Source organism: Methyloversatilis discipulorum, from assembly GCF_000385375.1.
Lineage (GTDB): Bacteria > Pseudomonadota > Gammaproteobacteria > Burkholderiales > Rhodocyclaceae > Methyloversatilis > Methyloversatilis discipulorum_A.
In genome coordinates, this window is the sequence record NZ_ARVV01000001.1 from 2,264,140 (window position 1) to 2,282,632 (window position 18,493).

Annotated in this window: 13 protein-coding genes; 3 read left to right on the forward strand and 10 right to left on the reverse strand. The window is 66.8% G+C overall.

The features are described from left to right. The first annotated feature begins 57 nt into the window (after window positions 1–57). Window positions 58–2,664 (forward strand): bifunctional diguanylate cyclase/phosphodiesterase, encoded by a 2,607-nt coding sequence (locus METRZ18153_RS0110855; protein WP_020164765.1) that lies wholly within the window; start codon window positions 58–60, stop codon window positions 2,662–2,664. A 244-nt stretch (window positions 2,665–2,908) separates the two neighbouring features. Here the strand turns inward: METRZ18153_RS0110855 and def are convergent, their stop codons facing one another. Both def and METRZ18153_RS0110865 read right to left on the reverse strand, forming a co-directional pair. Next, a complete protein-coding gene (def, locus tag METRZ18153_RS0110860; RefSeq protein WP_029143700.1) occupies window positions 2,909–3,439 on the reverse strand; it encodes a peptide deformylase in 531 nt (176 codons plus the stop codon). Continuing rightward, window positions 3,436–4,185: an S-methyl-5'-thioinosine phosphorylase gene (locus METRZ18153_RS0110865; protein ID WP_020164767.1), complete on the reverse strand. Its 750-nt coding sequence runs from the start codon at window positions 4,183–4,185 to the stop codon at window positions 3,436–3,438. The genes def and METRZ18153_RS0110865 overlap by 4 nt, the downstream gene beginning before the upstream one ends. 128 nt (window positions 4,186–4,313) lie before the next feature. Here METRZ18153_RS0110865 and typA point away from each other — a divergent pair, with 128 nt between their 5' ends. After that, window positions 4,314–6,128 carry a translational GTPase TypA gene (gene typA, locus METRZ18153_RS0110870; protein WP_020164768.1) on the forward strand — a complete coding sequence of 605 codons (1,815 nt, stop codon included), beginning with the start codon at window positions 4,314–4,316 and terminating at the stop codon, window positions 6,126–6,128. 78 nt (window positions 6,129–6,206) lie between these two features. Here typA and METRZ18153_RS0110875 read toward each other — a convergent pair whose 3' ends face one another. The 7 genes from METRZ18153_RS0110875 to METRZ18153_RS0110905 form a co-directional block, all read right to left on the reverse strand. Further along, window positions 6,207–6,731, reverse strand: coding sequence for a 3'-5' exonuclease (locus METRZ18153_RS0110875; RefSeq protein WP_020164769.1), 525 nt, complete (start codon window positions 6,729–6,731; stop codon window positions 6,207–6,209). A 3-nt stretch (window positions 6,732–6,734) separates the two neighbouring features. After that, on the reverse strand, window positions 6,735–7,280 hold the full coding sequence (locus tag METRZ18153_RS0110880; RefSeq protein WP_020164770.1) for a hypoxanthine-guanine phosphoribosyltransferase: 546 nt from the start codon (window positions 7,278–7,280) through the stop codon (window positions 6,735–6,737). After that, window positions 7,277–8,179 (reverse strand): UTP--glucose-1-phosphate uridylyltransferase GalU, encoded by a 903-nt coding sequence (gene galU, locus METRZ18153_RS0110885; RefSeq protein WP_020164771.1) that lies wholly within the window; start codon window positions 8,177–8,179, stop codon window positions 7,277–7,279. The genes METRZ18153_RS0110880 and galU overlap by 4 nt, the downstream gene beginning before the upstream one ends. 4 nt (window positions 8,180–8,183) lie before the next feature. Next, on the reverse strand, window positions 8,184–10,262 hold the full coding sequence (gene ligA, locus METRZ18153_RS0110890) for an NAD-dependent DNA ligase LigA (protein WP_020164772.1): 2,079 nt from the start codon (window positions 10,260–10,262) through the stop codon (window positions 8,184–8,186). Further along, a complete protein-coding gene (locus tag METRZ18153_RS0110895; RefSeq protein ID WP_020164773.1) occupies window positions 10,262–11,425 on the reverse strand; it encodes a cell division protein ZipA C-terminal FtsZ-binding domain-containing protein in 1,164 nt (387 codons plus the stop codon). Before METRZ18153_RS0110895 ends, ligA begins: the two co-directional genes overlap by 1 nt. A gap of 22 nt (window positions 11,426–11,447) precedes the next feature. Then, window positions 11,448–14,954: a chromosome segregation protein SMC gene (gene smc, locus METRZ18153_RS0110900; protein WP_020164774.1), complete on the reverse strand. Its 3,507-nt coding sequence runs from the start codon at window positions 14,952–14,954 to the stop codon at window positions 11,448–11,450. A 284-nt stretch (window positions 14,955–15,238) separates the two neighbouring features. After that, window positions 15,239–16,153: a hypothetical protein gene (locus METRZ18153_RS0110905; RefSeq protein ID WP_020164775.1), complete on the reverse strand. Its 915-nt coding sequence runs from the start codon at window positions 16,151–16,153 to the stop codon at window positions 15,239–15,241. A 309-nt stretch (window positions 16,154–16,462) separates the two neighbouring features. On the opposite strand from METRZ18153_RS0110905, the gene METRZ18153_RS0110910 reads away from it, so the two are divergent. Continuing rightward, the gene (locus tag METRZ18153_RS0110910) at window positions 16,463–17,374 is read left to right on the forward strand and encodes a bifunctional GNAT family N-acetyltransferase/nucleoside diphosphate kinase regulator (protein WP_020164776.1); all 912 of its coding nucleotides are present in this window, start codon (window positions 16,463–16,465) and stop codon (window positions 17,372–17,374) included. 163 nt (window positions 17,375–17,537) lie between these two features. Here the strand turns inward: METRZ18153_RS0110910 and METRZ18153_RS0110915 are convergent, their stop codons facing one another. Next, window positions 17,538–18,467 (reverse strand): DMT family transporter, encoded by a 930-nt coding sequence (locus METRZ18153_RS0110915; protein WP_020164777.1) that lies wholly within the window; start codon window positions 18,465–18,467, stop codon window positions 17,538–17,540. Window positions 18,468–18,493 lie beyond the last annotated feature (26 nt).

Genomic DNA, 18,493 nt, shown 5'->3' on the forward strand with positions numbered 1-18,493 from the left:
GGACATACTGTCGATGCCGACGCACCCGGGCATCCCCGACGAGGACGGAACCCTGCCTTGAGCCTGACCCGCGACGAACCCGCACACATCACGATGACCGACCGCGCGCGACCACTGATCGTTGCGCTGGTGGCGCTGCTGGCAGGTCTGGCACTCACCGCCTACATCGCAGGTAACGAGGCGGCGGAACTGCATCAGCGCGAGCGCAGCGCCGTGACGGCGCAGGCCGGACAGGTGCGGGCCCGGCTGGAGAGCGAGGTCAACAGCGCCGCCCACCTGTCGCTCGGCCTGGTCAGTTTCATTGCCGCCAATCCCGACTTCGACCGCGCGTCCTTCGATCGCGTCGCCGAACGCATGCTGGCCTACGGCCGCCATCTGCGGAACATTTCGGTGGCGCCGGACAACGTGGTGCGCGACGTCTATCCGCTCGCCGGTAACGAGCGCGCAATCGGTCTGAGCTATCTCGATACGCCGTCGCAACGTGACGCGGTCGTGCAGATGATGAACTCCCGTCGCTTCGTACTCGCCGGTCCGCTCGAACTGGTGCAGGGCGGCATCGGGCTGATCAACCGCTTCCCGGTCTATCTTCCGGCGCGTAACGGACAGCCGGAACGTTACTGGGGCCTGGTTGCCGTCGTGCTGCGCTTCGACTCACTGCTCGAAGCCAGCGGTCTCGTACCTGAGCGCGGCGACCTGCATTACGCGCTGCGCGGTCGCGACGGGCTGGGTGCGGCAGGCGAGGTCTTCCATGGCGACGCTGCCCTGTTCGACCAGACGCCGGTGCTGGTAGACGTCGTACTGCCGGACAACGCGCGCTGGCAACTGGCCGCCGTCCCGGCAGGCGGCTGGCAGAACGGCTACGGCAGCGCGCGCGTGCTCGGCGTCTGGGGGGCCGGCGCCGCCGTGTCGCTGGCCATTGCCGCCCTGCTCTATCTGCGACAGCTGCAATTGCGGCGCTTGCAGATGCGCGACGCCGAACTGTCGCTCGCAGCCAGCGTGATCGACAGTCTGAACGAAGCCATCATGGTCACCGATGCACGCGGACGCGTCGTCACCGTGAATCCGGCATTCAGCGCGCTGACCGGCATCGACCAACACGCGGCCAGCGGACGTCCGGCGTCGGCGGTGGTGAGCTGTCCGTACAGCGAGGAATCGCGCAACGAATTCGCCGATCAGCTCGAACGCGACGGCTACTGGCGGGGCGAACTCGACGACCGGCGCGCCAGCGGCGAAAGCTATCCGAAGTCGCTCAGCATCTATCCGGTACGCGAACCGGGGGGACGCATCGCTCACTACGTGCATTCCTTTTCCGACATCAGCGAGCGCAGGGAGGCGGAAAGAAAGATCCACCACCTCGCGCACCACGACATGCTGACCGGTCTGCCCAACCGTCTGTCGCTGCAGCTGCGCATGGAACAGGTGATGGCGCATGCGCGCCGGCACAGCACGCTGTTTGCGGTGCTGATGATAGACATGGACCACTTCAAGGACATCAACGACACGCTGGGCCATCACGTCGGCGACGCGCTGCTGGTCGAGGTGGGCAAGCGCCTGCAGCGCTGCGTGCGGCAGAGCGACGTCGTCGCGCGCCTCGGCGGCGACGAATTCGTCGTCCTGGTGACCGATATGGTGACCACGCTGACCGCGGCCGCCGTGGCCGAGAAGATCGTCGCCGCCCTGTCTGCGCCCTACGCGGTCGAGGCCTACCAGCTGCACTCGACGCCCAGCGTCGGCATCGGCGTCTTTCCGAACGACGGCGAAACGGTGGATGACCTGCTGCGCAACGTCGACAGCGCGATGTATCACGCCAAGGCCGCCGGCCGGAACAATTACCAGTTCTTCAACGACAGCATGTCGGCCAACGCCAGCGAGCGGCTGACGCTGCAGAGCAGCCTGCACCAGGCGATCGCCAAGCGGCAGTTCGTGCTGCACTACCAGCCGCAGATCGAAACCGGCAGCGGTCGGCTGATGGGAGTCGAAGTGCTGGTGCGCTGGGAGCACCCGGAGCGCGGTCTGGTGCCGCCGAACAAGTTCATCCCGATTGCCGAGGAGAGCGACCTCATCATCCGCCTCGGCGAATGGATACTGCAGGAGGCCTGTCGCCAGCTCAGCGTCTGGCGCGCGATGGGCCTGCAGATGCGGATCGCCGTCAACCTGTCGGCGCGGCAGCTGCGCTCGAAGAATCTGCTGCGGCAGGTGAAGGACGTCGTGCTGAAGTACGACCTGAAGCCGGGCGACCTCGAACTGGAAATCACCGAAAGCGTCGCCATGGAGGATGCCGACAACACGCTGCGCATGCTGGCGCAGCTGCGCGAACTGGGCCTCGAACTGGCGATCGACGACTTCGGCACTGGCTATTCGTCGCTGAGCCACCTGAAGCTCATGCCCTTGCAGCGGCTGAAGATCGACCGTTCCTTCGTCAAGGACATCGAGAACGATCCGGACGACGCCGCCATCTGTGCAGCCACCATCAGCTTGGCGCACAACCTCGGCCTGACGGTGATCGCCGAAGGCGTGGAAACCGACGCGCAGTACGCCTTCCTCGGCAACCTGGGCTGTGAATGCGTGCAGGGCTTCCTGTTCAGCAAACCGCTGCCGGCGGCCGAACTGGAAGCCTGGGTCGCAGCGCGCGCAGCCGGGGTCTCAGCCACGAGCAGCATTTAGGCAAAGGCCGTCCGACCGCTCTCACCGCCGTCGAATGAGCGATGGTTGCTCATCGACGGCCCCGTCGGGGTCAGAAGACCCCCCGCAGAACCCCGGCCCGGGCTCGGACCGTGGGTCGGGCGCATCCCCTGTGGGAGCGGTCTTGGCCGCGACGCAGCGGCGGCCGTCTGCAGACCTAGATATCGGCTCATGCCGGGGCAAGAAGCCTTCTCGGTTCTCAACCGCGGCGCGCGCTCAGTCCCCGTCAGTCGTCACCATCCTCGACGCCCGGGAACAGCACGTCGGTGTAGCCGAAGCGGCTGAAGTCACGCACCCGCATCGGGTAGAGGATGCCGTCCAGGTGGTCGCATTCGTGCTGCACGACGCGTGCGTGAAAGCCTTCCGCCTCGCGAGAGATGGGCTTGCCCTCCGGATCGAAGCCGCTGTAGTGCAGCCGGCTGTAGCGCGGCACGACGCCGCGCAGGCCGGGCACCGACAGACAGCCCTCCCAGCCCTCCTCCATGTCGTGGCCGAGCGGCGTCAGCACCGGATTGACCAGCACGGTGAAGGGCACGACCGGCGCGTCCGGATAGCGCACGGACGGCGAGCCGCCGAAGATGACGACGCGCAGATCAACGCCGATCTGCGGTGCCGCGAGACCGGCGCCGTTGGCGGCCTGCATGGTGTCCATCAGGTCGGTCACCAGCGCGTCGAGCTCGGCCGTGTCGAAACGCTCGACCGGCCGCGAAACGCGCAGCAGGCGCGGGTCGCCCATGCGCAGGATGTCGCGGATCACGGGCACACCCCTTCCTGACACAAACGTTCGAGCAGGTGACGTACGCGCATCATCGCCTCCTGCAGCATGGCTTCGATGGCCGACATCTGGATGCCGTGCGCGGAATCGCCACGACCGGCCGCGTGATTCACCACCACGTTGAGCGCCGCGTAAGCCAGACCCGCTTCGCGCGCCAGAACTGCTTCCGGCATGCCGGTCATGCCGACGACGTCGGCGCCGTCGCGCTCGAAGCGGTTGATCTCGGCCGCGGTTTCGAGACGCGGTCCCTGAGTGGCCGCATAGACGGCGCCGTCGATCACCGCCTCGCCGGCCAGCGCCGCGGCAGCGAGCAGACGGGCACGCAAGGCACTGTCGTAGGGTTCGGTGAAGTCGACATGCTTCACCTGTCCGTCGTGGCCGTCAAAGAAGGTGGAGTGGCGCCCCCAGGTGTAGTCGATGATCTGATCCGGCACGACCAGGCTGCCCGGTGCAAGGTCGGCGCGGATGCCGCCCACCGAGGCCACCGATACGACCTTGTCCACGCCGACGCTCTTCAGTGCGGAGATGTTCGCGCGGTAATTGACGCGGTGCGGCGGAATCGTATGGCCGTAGCCGTGGCGCGCGATGAACACCAGTTCGTGACCACCGAGGCGGCCGAAGGTGAGCGGACCGGACGGTTCGCCGTAAGGTGTACGCACGACCTCGCGCCGCGTGACGTCGAGGTTGGCAAGCTGGGTCAGCCCGCTTCCGCCAATGATGGCCAGCATCGTTCCGGAACTCCTGATTGGATGGCCGACGAGTCTAGCAGCCGGGACGCCCTCCGTCCGGGCACCTGACGTCTTGCGACCTTGGCGTGCTAAACTCGCGTGTTTATCTTTTGCGCCGCACCATTCCCATGTCCCGCTCCATACGCAACATCGCCATCATCGCGCACGTCGATCATGGCAAGACCACGCTGGTTGACCAGCTGCTGCGCCAATCCGGCACCTTCGCATCGCACCAGCAGGTGTCCGAGCGGGTCATGGATTCCGGCGATATCGAAAAAGAACGCGGCATCACGATTCTCGCGAAGAACTGCGCGATCGAGTACGAAGGCACGCACATCAACATCGTCGACACCCCGGGCCACGCCGACTTCGGCGGCGAGGTCGAGCGCGTGCTGTCGATGGTCGATTCCGTGCTGCTGCTGGTCGACGCCGTCGAAGGCCCGATGCCGCAGACCCGCTTCGTCACGCGCAAGGCGCTGGCTCTCGGCCTGAAGCCCATCGTCGTGGTGAACAAGATCGACCGCCCGGGCGCCCGTCCGGACTGGGTGATCAACCACACCTTCGATCTGTTCGACAAGCTGGGTGCCACCGACGAACAGCTCGACTTCCCGGTCGTGTTCGCCTCGGCGCTGAACGGCTTCGCCATGCTGGACGCCGACAAGCCGGGCACCGACATGCGCCCGCTGTTCGAAACCATCCTGAAGCACGTGCCGCAGCCGGAAGTCGATGAAGACGCGCCGCTGCAGCTGCAGATCTGTTCGCTCGACTACTCGACCTACATCGGTCAGCTCGGCATCGGGCGCATCAAGCGTGGCCGCATCAAGCCGAACCAGGAAGTGGTCGTCTATTACGGCGACGAAAGCCGCGGCAAGGCCAAGGTCGGCCAGGTGCTCACCTTCAAGGGTCTCGACCGTACGCAGGCCGAATCGGCCAGCGCCGGCGACATCGTGCTGGTGTCCGGCATCGAACAGGTCGGCATCGGCGTCACCATCTGTGACCCGGAATCGCCGGAGCCAATGAAGCCGATCGCGGTCGACGAGCCGACGCTGACGATGAACTTCATGGTGAACGCCTCGCCGCTGGCCGGTCGTGAGGGCAAGTTCGTCACCAGCCGCCAGATCCGCGAGCGCCTGGAGAAGGAACTGCTGAAGAACGTGGCTCTGCGCGTCGAGTACACCGACGACTCCGACGTGTTCCTGGTGTCGGGCCGCGGCGAACTGCACCTGACCATCCTGCTGGAAAATATGCGCCGCGAAGGCTACGAGCTGGCGGTCGGCCGTCCGCGCGTCGTGTTCAAGGAAATCGACGGCGTGAAGTGCGAGCCGTACGAAATGCTCACCGTCGACGTCGAGGAAACCCATCAGGGCGGCGTGATGGAAGAACTGGGCCGTCGCCGCGGTGAAATGCAGGACATGCAGCCGGATGGCAAGGGCCGCGTGCGTATCGAGTACCGCATTCCGGCGCGCGGCCTGATCGGCTTCCAGGGCGAATTCCTGACGCTGACCCGCGGCACCGGTCTGGCCAGCCACGTGTTCGACGACTACGGCCCGATGGCCGGCGCGATGTCGGAACGTCGCAACGGCGTGCTGATTTCGCAGAACGACGGCGAAGCAGTCGCCTACGCGCTGTGGAACCTTCAGGACCGCGGCCGCATGTTCGTCAATCCGGGCGATGTGCTGTACGAAGGCATGATCATCGGCATCCACTCGCGCGACAACGATCTGGTGGTGAACCCGATCAAGGGCAAGCAGCTCACGAACGTGCGCGCCTCGGGCACCGACGAAGCCGTGCGCCTGATTCCGCCGATCGCGCTGACGCTGGAATCGGCGATCGAATTCATCGCCGACGATGAGCTGGTCGAAATCACGCCGAAGAACATCCGCCTGCGCAAGCGTCACCTGAAGGAACACGAGCGCAAGCGTGCCTCGCGCGACGAAGCCTGATCTCCGGGCAGCGTCGAATGAAATGAAAAGAGCGCCCATGGGCGCTCTTTTCATTTGTGCATCGATCAGCGAGCGGCTTCAGGTGCGGCGCTCGATCGCCGCCTGCGCGCGCAGCCTGGCGTAGGTGGTCTGCAGCACGCGCGCGTCGTTGCTGGCGCGATGGCGCGTGGTGTGCAGCTCTTCCGCCACCGCCTGCTTGACCCCATGCCAGCGCGCCGCCTGGTCTTCGTTCAGCAGTTCGCGCAGGCTGCGAAGATGAAAGCGCGGCACGCGATCCGCCTCGTCGTAGAGGCGCGACAGCCACGCGTAGTCGTTACCCCAGGCGTCGCTGTAGACCTCGCGTCCGCGCAGCGCCTCGTCCAGCCGGCATACGACTTCCTCGACCGGCAGACCGTGCTGCATCAGCACGTCACGCGTGATGTGGTGGATGGATTCCGCGCTGGCATCCCAGTGCCGCCACTGCTCCGGCGGACGCACCAGGCAGCACAGCGTGCGCCCGTCCGGCAGCACGCAGCCGACTTCTATTGGATAGCTGCCGGCACCGAAGCCGGACGCCTCGATGTCGAGGAAGACCGGCAGCGCATCGGTTCCGGCGTCCGTCACGCCCTAGTCCTTCAGCGCGTAGATGGCCGGCAGATTGCGCCACGCACCGCGCACGTCCATGCCGTAGCCGAACACGTAGCGGTTGGGCAGTTGCAGCCCGGTGAAGTCGGCGGTGATCGGCTTGGCGCGACCGATCTGCTTGTCCGAGAACACCGCGGTCAGGCAGCGCGTCGCGCCCTTGGACAGGATGTGCTGGCGGATCGCCGCCAGCGTGATGCCCTCGTCGAGGATGTCGTCGAGCACGAGCACGGTGCGCCCGACCAGCGGCGTGCGCGGCTCGTTGATCCAGCGCAGTTCGCCGCCCGAGGTCTCGTCGCCATAGCGGGTGACGTGCAGATAGTCGAAGTCCAGCGGAAAGGCGAGCTTGGGCAGCAGGTTGCCGGTAAATACCACCGCGCCGCCCATCACCGACAGCAGCAGCGGATAGCTGTCGCCGACCGCCGCCGTGATCTCCTGCGCGACCCGATCGACCGCCGCCTCGACTTCGGCAGCAGAACAGATCAGGTCGGCACCTTCAAGCAGTGCCTGCGTGTCGGCCAGGCGACTCACGCTGCGTCGGCTTCGCGCGAAATCTCTTCGCGCGACACTTCCTGCGCGTCCATCCAGGCGGTGAATGCCGCACCGACTTCCGGATGCTTGCGCGCCAGCGCGACGGTGGCCTGCAGATAGCCCAGCTTGGAGCCGCAGTCGTAACGGGTGCCCTTGAACGGATAGGCCAGCACCGCCTCTTCCTTCAGCAGCGCGGCGATGGCGTCAGTCAGCTGCAGTTCGCCGCCAGCGCCCGGCGTGATCGCGCGCAGGTGATCGAAAATGCGCGGCGTCAGCACGTAGCGGCCGACCACCGCCAGCGTGGACGGCGCCACTTCGGGCTTCGGCTTCTCGACGATGCCGGTCACGCCATACAGGCCGCCGACGTCGGCGTCGGTGCTGACGATGCCGTAGCTGCCGGTCTGGCTGCGCGGCACCTGCTGCACGCCGAGGATGGAGCGACCGAAGCGGTCGAAGATGTCCGTCATCTGTTTCAGGATGGGCGGCTCGCCGTCGATCAGGTCGTCGGCCAGCAGCACGGCGAACGGCTCGTCACCGACGACCGGCGCCGCGCACAGCACGGCGTGGCCCAGGCCAAGCGGTTCCGACTGGCGGATGTAGATGCAGTTCACATGCTTGGGCACCGTGTTGCACAGCGCCAGCAGGTCATGCTTCTTCTTCATCTCGAGTTCGTGCTCGAGCTCGTAGGCCTTGTCGAAATGGTCGGCGATCGAGCGCTTGGTGCGACCGGTGATGAAGATGAGGTCGGTGCAGCCGGCGGCCACGGCTTCTTCGACGGCGTACTGGATCAGCGGCTTGTCGACCACCGGCAGCATTTCCTTCGGGTTGGCCTTGGTGGCGGGCAGGAAACGGCTGCCCAGACCGGCGACGGGAAAGACTGCTTTGCGTACGGATTTCATCGTTCTATGGCTCCCTTTTCTCGAGCATCGACATGAGCCCGGATTCATCGAGAATATTAATGCCCAGTTCTTGCGCTTTTGTGAGCTTGGAACCGGCGTCCGTGCCAGCCACCACGAAATCGGTCTTTTTCGACACGCTGCCGGCCACTTTCGCACCCGCAGCCTCAAGCAAGTCCTTGGCCTGATCGCGCGAAAGCGTGGGCAGCGTGCCGGTCAGCACCACGGTCTTGCCGACCAGCGGGCCGCTCGCCACCTGTGCTTCGCCCTCTACCCAGGCGATGCCGCAGGCGCGCAGCTGCTCGACCACCTCGCGGTTGTGCGGCTGCGCGAAGAAGGTGTGGATGCTGGCCGCGACCACCGGACCGACGTCCGGCACCTGGGCCAGTTCCTCGACCGAAGCGTCCATGATGCGGTCCATGCTGCCGAGGTGGCGTGCCAGATCCTTGGCGGTCGCCTCGCCGACGTGGCGGATGCCCAGACCGAACAGGAATCGCCCCAGCGTGGTGCGCTTGGACTGTTCCAGTGCGGTCACCAGGTTCTCCGCCGACTTCACCGCCATGCGATCCAGTTCGGCCAGCTTGAGCACACCCAGCCGGTAAAGGTCAGGCAGGCTGCGGATCAGTCCGCCATCCACCAGTTGCTCGACCAGCTTGTCACCCAGTCCTTCGATGTCCATCGCGCGACGCTGCGCGAAATGCAGCAGCGCCTGCTTGCGCTGCGCCGAACAGTACAGCCCGCCGGTGCAGCGATGATCGACCTCGCCTTCTTCACGCACCACGTCCGAACCGCAGACCGGACAGTGGCTGGGCATGGAGAATGCCCGCGCATCTGCCGGCCGTCTGTCCGACAGCACCGACACGACTTCCGGAATCACGTCGCCGGCCCGGCGCACGATGACGGTGTCGCCGACATGCACGTCCTTGCGGCGGATTTCGGACTCGTTGTGCAGCGTCGCGTTGGTCACGGTCACGCCACCGACGAACACCGGCGCCAGCCGCGCCACCGGCGTGAGCTTGCCGGTGCGTCCGACCTGCACCTCGATGTCCTGCACCGTGGTGAGCGCTTCCTGCGCCGGGTATTTGTGCGCTACCGCCCAGCGCGGTTCGCGGGTGACGAAACCCATCTTCGCCTGCAGCGCCAGGCTGTTCACCTTGTAGACCACGCCGTCGATGTCGAAGGGCAACGTGGGCCGCGCTTCGGCGATGCGCGCGTGGAAGGCGGCCAGCGCCTCGCCACCGCTGCACACCGCGCGGTGCTCGCTGACCGGCAGGCCGAACGCGGACAGCGCGTCGAGCACGCCGGCGTGGGTGTCGGGCAAGGTCCACCCGCGCACTTCGCCGAGGCCGTAGGCATAGAAGGACAAGGGCCTCTTCGCCGCGATGGCAGGGTCGAGCTGACGGATGCTGCCGGCCGCACCGTTGCGCGCGTTCACCAGCGTCTTTTCGCCGGCCTCAATGGCACGCGCGTTGAAGGCCTCGAAATCATCGCGCCGCATGTAGACCTCGCCGCGCACCTCCAGCACCTCGGGCAGGCCGGGCGCGTCGAACAGCGAGGGCTGACTCGTGGTCGGAAGCGGCGTCAGCGCCAGCGGCACATCGCGGATGGTGCGCACGTTCTGCGTCACGTCCTCGCCGGTCTCGCCGTCGCCGCGCGTGGCGGCGAGCACCAGCACGCCATTTTCATAGCGCAGATTGATGGCGAGGCCGTCGAACTTCAGTTCGGCGGCATATTCGACCGGCGGCGCGTCCTCGCTCAGCGCCCCCAGCCCCAACTCGCGCCGCACACGGGCGTCAAAATTCAGCGCGCCGCTTGCCTCGGTATCGGTTTCTGTGCGGATGGACAGCATGGGCACGACGTGGCGCACCGGCGCGAAGCTGTCGAGCGGCTTGCCGCCGACGCGCTGCGTCGGCGAATCGGCGGTGCGCAGCGCCGGGTATTCGGCTTCCAGCGCCTGCAGTTCGCGGAACAGGCGGTCGTATTCCGCGTCCGGAATTTCCGGTTCGTCGAGTTCGTAGTAGAGGCGGTCGTGACGGGCGATCTGCGCGCGCAGCTCGGCCGCGCGCGCAAGGACAGCCGCGTCCATCAGCTGAACAGGCGGCGCGCCGACGCACTGCCCGGGGCGACGCCGAACTGCGTCATGCGGGTCTGGAATTCGGCGATCTTGCCGCGGATCACGCCAAGCGAAGCCGGCGACAGCGGCTGCCGGTTGTCATCGACCACGCGGGCGCCGAGCGCGTGCGCGAACTGTTCGGCCAGGGTGACCATGCGGTCGAAGTTGCGTGCGCCGTCGGCGACCGTGGGCACGTCGAGCAGCAGCGTCACGCCCGGCGTCTGCAGGTTCTTCATCGTTTCGGCGATGAACTCGGCGGCATCGAGGTTGCCCAGCGTGTAGATCGTCGCGCCGGCATCGTCGCGCGCGCGGAACAGGCCGTTATCGAGCGCGAAGCCCTGCGCTTCGGCCAGACCGCGCAGCTTGGTGCCGGAAATCGGGTGCTCACCGGCCACCAGGTTGAGGCCGATCTGCACGTCGACGGACGCGGCGAAACTGTCCAGCTCACGCGCACGCGCCAGCAGTTCTCGTGCGTCCGGAAAATGCACGACGGCGAGGAAGCGGTCGGCGACGGCCTGCAGCGCGTGCGCCAACGCCGACAGCGACGCCTCGCCGAGCGGGCCGCGGCGATCGGCGAGCTGCACCGCCATTTCGATGCGCGACAGATTGCCGGCGGTATCCGGCGTCAATTCAAGCCAGCGGCCGGCCTGGTCGTCGCGGCCGCGCAGGCGCAGGCCGGTGTCGACCTGGCGCGTCAGCTCGCTCCAGGCGCGCTGGAATTCGGTCGCCGCAATCGGCGCTTCCAGTTCGACGACGATGACTTCTTCGACCTTGGCATCGGCCCACGCCGGCGCGTCGTCTGCCGGCGCCGCCTTGAGCACCGGCTCGCGCTGCGGGGCAAGCTGCACGGTGTCGTCAGCCGCGGCGCTCAGCGGCTCGTCGGTCGGCAGATCGATCGCCGGCCCGACCGGCGTGTCGCTTGCGAGGTCGCTGCCCAGGTCGAAATCCAGCGTCGGTTCGACGCGGCGCGACGGCTGGTGCAGCGGATCGATCAGCACGTCGGGCTGGGCGTCGCCGAGCGCGCGCTCGGCGGTGCGGCGGTGGCGTCTTTCCTGCCACAGGTTGTAGCCGATCACGGCGCCGACACCGACCACGCCGAGCGCGATCAGCCCCATCTGCAGTTCAGTCAGTTGCATGAATCCGTATCCCTTTATCCGTTCAGACGCTGAGCGCTTCGTCGCGCAGCTTCAGCGCCGCTTCCATATCGACCTCGACCACGCGCGAACAGCCGCGCTCCTGCATGGTGACGCCGACCAGCTGTTGCGCCATTTCCATCGTGATCTTGTTGTGACTGATGAACACGAACTGCGTCGAAGCGGACATGCGCTTCACCATTTCGCAGAAGCGTTCGGTATTCGTGTCGTCCAGCGGTGCATCGACCTCGTCCAGCATGCAGAACGGTGCCGGATTGAGCTGGAAGAAGGCAAACACCAGCGCCGTCGCGGTCAGCGCCTTCTCGCCGCCGGACAGCAGCTGGATCGACGCATTGCGCTTGCCCGGCGGCTGCGCGAACACCTGCAGGCCGGCGTCGAGGATCTCGTCGCCGGTCATGACCAGTCGGGCCTCACCGCCGCCGAACAGTTCCGGAAAGATGCGGCCGAACTCGGTATTGACGCGATCATACGTCTCCTTGAGCAGGGCGCGCGTGTCGCGGTCCATGCGCCGGATGGCGTCTTCCAGCGTGGCGATGGCGTCACGCAGATCGGTCGACTGCGCGTCTAGATAACCCTTGCGCTCATTCGCCTGCGCCAGCTCTTCCAGCGCGGCGAGGTTCACCGCGCCGAGTGCGGCGATTTCCCGCGTCAGGCGGCTGATTTCGGCCGTCAGTGCGCCCTCGCGCACCTTCTCCGCCTCGCCCTCGGCGAGCAGCGCATCGAGCCGTCCCTCTGGCAATTCGATCTCGCCCAGTCGCTGCGCGTACTGTTCGGCATTCAGCGCGGCCGCCTGCTGCTTCAGCTTCAGTTCGGCCAGCCGCTCGCGCGCCGGCGCCAGCAGGTGTTCTGTGTTGGCGCGCTGCGATTCAAGTTCGCGCAGCTGGGCGGCCAGCACTTCCTGCGCGTCGCGGCAGGTGGCCAGCACCTGTTCGCGCGCCCGGCGGTTGTCCAGCACCTGCTGCAGCCGGCTGTCTATGCTGCCTTCGTCGATCTGCGCGAATTCGTCGCTGCGCAGTGCGCGCTCCAGTTCGGCATTTTCGAGCTGGGTCCTCGCCACCGCGAGGTTGTTCGCCAGATCGGTCAGGCGACTCGTGCATTCGCGCTGCGAGAAATTCGCCTCCTGCAGTTCGCGCGCCGCCGCCTGATCGGCGAAACGCGCCTCGCGCAACTGGCTGTCGGCGTTCTTCTGCGCCTCGGTCGCGGCGTCGAGCCGCATGCGCTGCACCTCGATCAGTTCGCGCGCGCGCTCGATCTCGGCATCGGCACGTTCCAGGTGCGCGCGCTCGGTCTGCTCAGCCTGATCGACTTCGGCGCGATCGCGCGCCAGCGCAGCTTTCTGCTCGTCGAAACGCGACACCGCCTGCGCCAGCTTGATCTGCTCGACCTGGGCGCTGTGCGCGGCCTGCGTCAGCGACTGCTGTTCGCGCCGCGCCGCGGCCTGTTCCTCGTGTGCGCCGGCCAGCGCCGCCTCGGCTTCGCGCAGCGCCTCGCGCGATTCGGCAAGCTGGGCGTCGGCGAGTTCGATCTCCTCGGCGAGACGGTCGATGTCGCGCGCGCGTTCGAGCACGCCGTGCGTACGTGCGTCCGGCGCGTACAGCGTCAGCGAGGCGCCCTGCGCGACACGGCCTTCCCGGTCCACGCGCAGGCCGCCAACACTGAAATCGAGCGACTCGACGGCGGCGACCGGGCCCAGCCACAGATCGAGCAGTGCGTCCCAGCGCGCGTCGTGGGCGCGCACGCGATGGCGCAGGCTGTCGGCGCCGACGTCCGCACGGGCATCGCTGCCGGGGAGGGCGAGCGTCAGGTTCTGCGGTGCCGCACCGGCCGCGCACGCAGAGGCCAGCGTATCGGCCGACGCCGCTTCGAGCGCGCCCAGCCGCTCGCGCAGCACCGCTTCGACCGCCAGTTCCCAGCCGGCATCGACCTGCAGCGACTGCCAAAGCGGCTTCGCGTCCTGCAGGCCGAGCGCGGTCAGCCAGGGGGCGAGCTTGCCGTCGGTCTGCGTCTTGCGCTGCAGCTCGACCAGCGCGTCGCGACGGGCGCGCGTTTCGGTCAGCGTCCGCGTGGCTGCACGTTCGGCGTCCTGCGCGTTACGCACCTGCGCCTGTAGTTGCGGCACCGCGTTCTGCGCCGCCTGCAGACGCTGCTGCGCCGCCTCCTGCGCCATCTGCAGCGATTCGAGCTTGTCCTGTGCCTGCGCCAGCGCCTCGCGGTCTGGCTCGATCAGCTGCGCCTCGTCGTGCGCGATGCGCTCGCGCCGGCCAGCCAGCGAATTGAGCGTGCGGCCGGCGTTGGCACGGTGGGTTTCCTCGACCTTGAGCTGCTGCTCGACCGCGGCCAGTTCGCGCCGCGCAAGATTGGCCTGCTGCTCGGCTTCCTGGAAGGCGGCTTCCGCTTCGGGCAGCAGCGCGCTGGTCGTTTCGTGACGCGCTTCCGCCTGTTCGATGCGGTGCGCCGCGTGCTCAGCCAGTTCGGTCCAGCGGCCGGTGTCGGTTTCGATCGCCTCGATGCGCGCGCGCCAGTTCGCGACCTCGGCTTCGAGCTGGGCGATGCGCGCTTCAAGCTTGTGCCGGTTCTCGGCGGCGCGCTTCAGGTCGTCTTCGAGTCGACTGGCTTCGGCATTGGCGGTCAGCAGTTCGGCCTGGGCCGCGTGCACCGCCTCGGAACTGGCGAAATGTTCGGTGCGGATGCGCTCCAGCGCCGCCTCGTGGTGGCGCAGCGCCGCGGTCTCGCGCTCGATGTCGTTCTCGATGCGGCCGGCTTCCAGCGTCAGCGCGTCGGCCTCGGCCGCTGCCGAACGCTGCTTCATCGCCCACAGCAGCGCCTGCCGCTCGGACAGGCGGCGGTTCATGTCGGTGTAGCGGGCGGCGATCTCCGCCTGCTTCTGCAGTCGTTCGATACGCGTGCCCAGTTCGCCGACGATGTCGTCCAGCCGCACCAGGTTGTCGCGCGCGTCGTCGAGCCGGCCCTGGGTTTCCTTGCGTCGCTCGCGGTACTTGGTGATGCCCGCCGCCTCTTCGAGGAAGGCGCGCAGCTCTTCCGGCCGCGCCTCGATGATGCGGGTGATCATGCCCTGCTCGATGATGGCGTAGGCGCGCGGGCCCAGGCCGGTACCGAGGAACACGTCGATCACGTCGCGCCGGCGCACGCGGGTGTTGTTGATGAAGTAATCCGACTGGCCGTCGCGCTCCAGCACCCGCTTGACCGCGATTTCGGCGTACTGCGACCACTGCCCGGCCGCCCTGCCCTGCGCGTTATCGAACACCAGTTCGACGCTGGCCCGGCCCACCGGCTTGCGCGTACCCGAGCCGTTGAAAATGACGTCGGTCATCGCGTCGCCACGCAAGGCGGACGCACGCGACTCGCCGAGCACCCAGCGCACGGCGTCGATGATGTTGGATTTGCCGCAGCCGTTCGGCCCCACCACGCCGACCAGCTGGCCGGGCATCTGGATGGTGGTCGGATCGACGAAGGTCTTGAAACCGGCGAGTTTGAGCTTGGACAGTCGCACGGGTCGGCGGCGGGAGGGGCAGAATCGGGCAGATGAGGCCGGGAATGGCCGGATTGGCGCGAATGATAGCATCGCCCCCCGCTCTCCGGCTTTGACCGGGTGGGCTCGGCCGGTCGGCAGGCGCCATGCCGCGCACATCGATCCGGTCGGTCAGTCCTGCAGCAGCCGGCCGGTTTCAGCGCGTCCGTTGTGGCCCATTGCGTGATCGGGCACCACACCGGGCACGACGGCGGTTTCGCGGCGGTGCTGCGGCGATCACGTCCGCGCCTGCCTTGGCGATCGCATCAACAGGACGGCGCGCGCAAGCGGTAATCGGCGCAGCGCGCGACGAAGTCGCGCGTGCTCTTGGGCATCGGCACCCGTGCCCGCGTGATGTCACTCAGCAGTTCCGTGCCCTGACGGATCAGGCGCACGCCCAGATCGAGATCGCGCCGTTCGGCATCCGTACAGTCCGCATCGTCCGGCACGAAGGCGAGCAGTTGTTCAGCCGACACCGCGAAGCTGGCCCAGACATCGAAGATGGACTTGTCCGTGCGCAAGGTTTCCGTCTTGATCTTGGCTGCATCGGCGAAGCTCACGACAAGGTCGGAAATCCCCTTGAAGCGCGGGCGACTGCCGAAGGTGTCGCACAGCTCGCCGGCGATCAGGTCAATATCGCGCATGGTGAGCGCGATCTTGATGTAGCGGCTTTCGTAGAACGACTCGACCGGCACCGAAAATGCCTTGAACGGCTCGCCCCACATTTCGTCGATGCCTTCTTCGCCGCTGCGGTGCCGCACCGAGCGCCCGAGCTCCAGCGCTTCCTGAAGACAGCGGCCGCACTCGCGCATCAGGCCGTTGTCGCTGTCGATCTCGACGCCCGCCGCCTGCAGTTCGACCAGCCTCGTGAAAATGTCCGTCGCACGGTTGAACAGCGCCCCCGCGAGCATGCCGCCCTTGACGCGCTTGAGCGCCGGATCCTGCTCGGCATCGTAGGCGGCGCGTGCTTCGGTCAGCCGGGAGCCCGGAATGTTGATGCCGTGCTCGACATGGTTGAACAGGCGCCGGGTCAAGGCCTCGATCAGCTTCTTCTTCGCCGACAGCGAGTCAGCGGGCGGCTCATAGATCTTGATCCAGTAGCCGTAGTAATGCACCCGGTACTCGCCCGCCACCTTGCGCTTGCAGCCGAGTGGGTAGATTTCTTCGGTATCGCGTTGCATCGCTCGATCCACACGAAGGTAACGATTTCATGCTAGGCCATAAGTCGTATCTTGTGCAGTGCAACACCTGTCACATCCGTACCAATTCACGCATTCTTGCGAACGCGTGAAAAGCGACCTTACGGCTCCCTCGCCACGCATGACGCGAAAGCACGGGCATCGGTCCTTCTGCTTGAGGCAAGCTGTGTCTGCCGAAGCGCACGAACTGGCCCGTTCGTGCCCACTGCCTTAAAATGCCGCCTCAGTCGAAAGAACCGTCATGGCACTGACCATGGAAGGCTTTCATCCTTGAAATCGAATGGGGTGAAAATGAGCAAGCCTTTCATTTCTCTGTGCCCGGAAATCACCCGGGCCAACGCGCTGAATCTGATGGACTGGCTGGAGGACGAAAACGTCATCGGCTACCTGAGCGATTCGCGTCATGTCTCCCGCCACATCGAACAGGTCGTCAGCCGGGTGCAACTGCCCGTCCTGACCCATCTGTTCAACCAGGGCGGCCGCTTCTTCATGGCTTGCGACCGGCATGATCGGCCGGTGGGCTTCGTCCGCCTCGTCAAGAACGGCGCGGACTGCGAAATCGTGCTGGTCATCGGAGACCGCGAAAACTGGGGCCGCAGGCTGGGTGCCAGTGCGCTGCGCGAAGGCATGAAGCTCGCCTTCTTCGACATGCGCGCCGAGAAGCTGATCGCAAGGATTCACGCGGACAACACGCGCTCGCTGAAGGCCTTCCTGCGCTGCGGCTTCGTGCTCGAAAGCGAGACACCGACGCTGAAGTCATTCGCCATGAGCTGGGAGCGCTATCTGCAGCGCCTGCGCGAGGACACGGCCAACGATCCGTCCGGCATCTACATCACCGAGATCGACCAGAGCCGGCTGCGCACCCTGATCGCGCTGGAAGACGAGGCAGACGTGGTCGATCTGGAACACGAGATCGAACGCGCCATCGTGGTCGAGCCGCAACAGGTGAAACGGGACGTGGTCACGATGAACTCCCGTGCCGTGCTGAATCTGGACGACGAGGAAATGGAAGTGGCCCTGGTCTATCCGGAGGACGCGGACGGCAGCGACGGCAAGCTGTCGGTGTGCTCAAGCATCGGCACCGCCATCCTGGGTTATCGCGAGGGCGATGCCATCGACTGGCGAACGCCGCACCGCACCCGGCGCATCCGGATCGAGCGCGTGCTGTACCAGCCGGAGGCGGCGGGTGATTTTCACCTCTAGGAGCGCGGGCTGCCCGGCAGCGGCGGATCGAGCCGCCGCCGGGGCCGCCACGCCATCGGCAACGCAGCGCGCGTGTCGGACCGGGCCCATCAGGCGCCCGACACCCTCAGGATGCGCTTGCCAGCGATAACTGGCCCGGCTGACTCGCACCCGCTGCCGGTAATCAGTGCAGGCTGACCGGTTCGCCGCCCGGAGCCGTCTGCTCACCCGGCGCCTCCAGATGCCCCGAAAACAGGCTGGCCGCGATGATCATCGCGCCGCCTATCCACTCCTTCAGCCCCATCACCTCACCCGCCAGCCACCAGGACGAAATCGCGGCGACCACCAGTTCGAACAGGAAGAGCGCGATCGCGGCGTTGGCGCTGAGGAAGGTGATGCCGTACTGCACCACCAGGTTGACCAGCAGCAGCACGCCGCCGATCAGCGCCAGCAGCAGCCAGGTGTCGGCGCCGATGGCGGCGAACTGCTGCAGCGGGGCTTCGCCGCGCAGCCAGGCGGCGACGGGCGCGACGGCGATGACGCCGAGGAAGACGGCCATCACTTTTTGCTCGATCTCGATGTGGACGGTGCGGCGGATCAGCACGTTGGCGAGCGCGAAGCAGACGCCGGCACCCAGGCCCATCCACTCGGCCGAGCCCTGCGGCCAGGGCAGGCCCAGTTCCGGCCGCCACAGCATGACGAAGGCGCCGGCCAGCGACAGCGCGATCACACCGGCGCCGGCCCGGCTCAGCCGTTCGCCCAGCAGCAGGCGCGACAGCAGCACGGTCCACAGCGGCGACAGGTAGAACAGCAGCAGCACGCGCATCACCACGCCGTCCAGGGTGCCCAGCACATAGCCCAGATTGGTGCCGGCCGCCGCCAGCGCCAGCGCGACCAGCCAGAAACTGGGCCGGGTGCGGCGCAGTACAGGCCACAGCGGAATCAGACCGAACAGGAAGGCAAGGCCGTAGGTGATGAAGGTGGCGGTGACGCCGCCCATGCCGGCGGCGTCGATGACGCGGTAGGGGTACCAGATGAGGCCCCAGATGACGGCGCCGGCGAGCAGCGCGATCGAGGGCAGCAGCCGTGAAGACGGCCGGCGGGAAGTGAGCATCGGGACGTATACTTATGCGTTTCCGG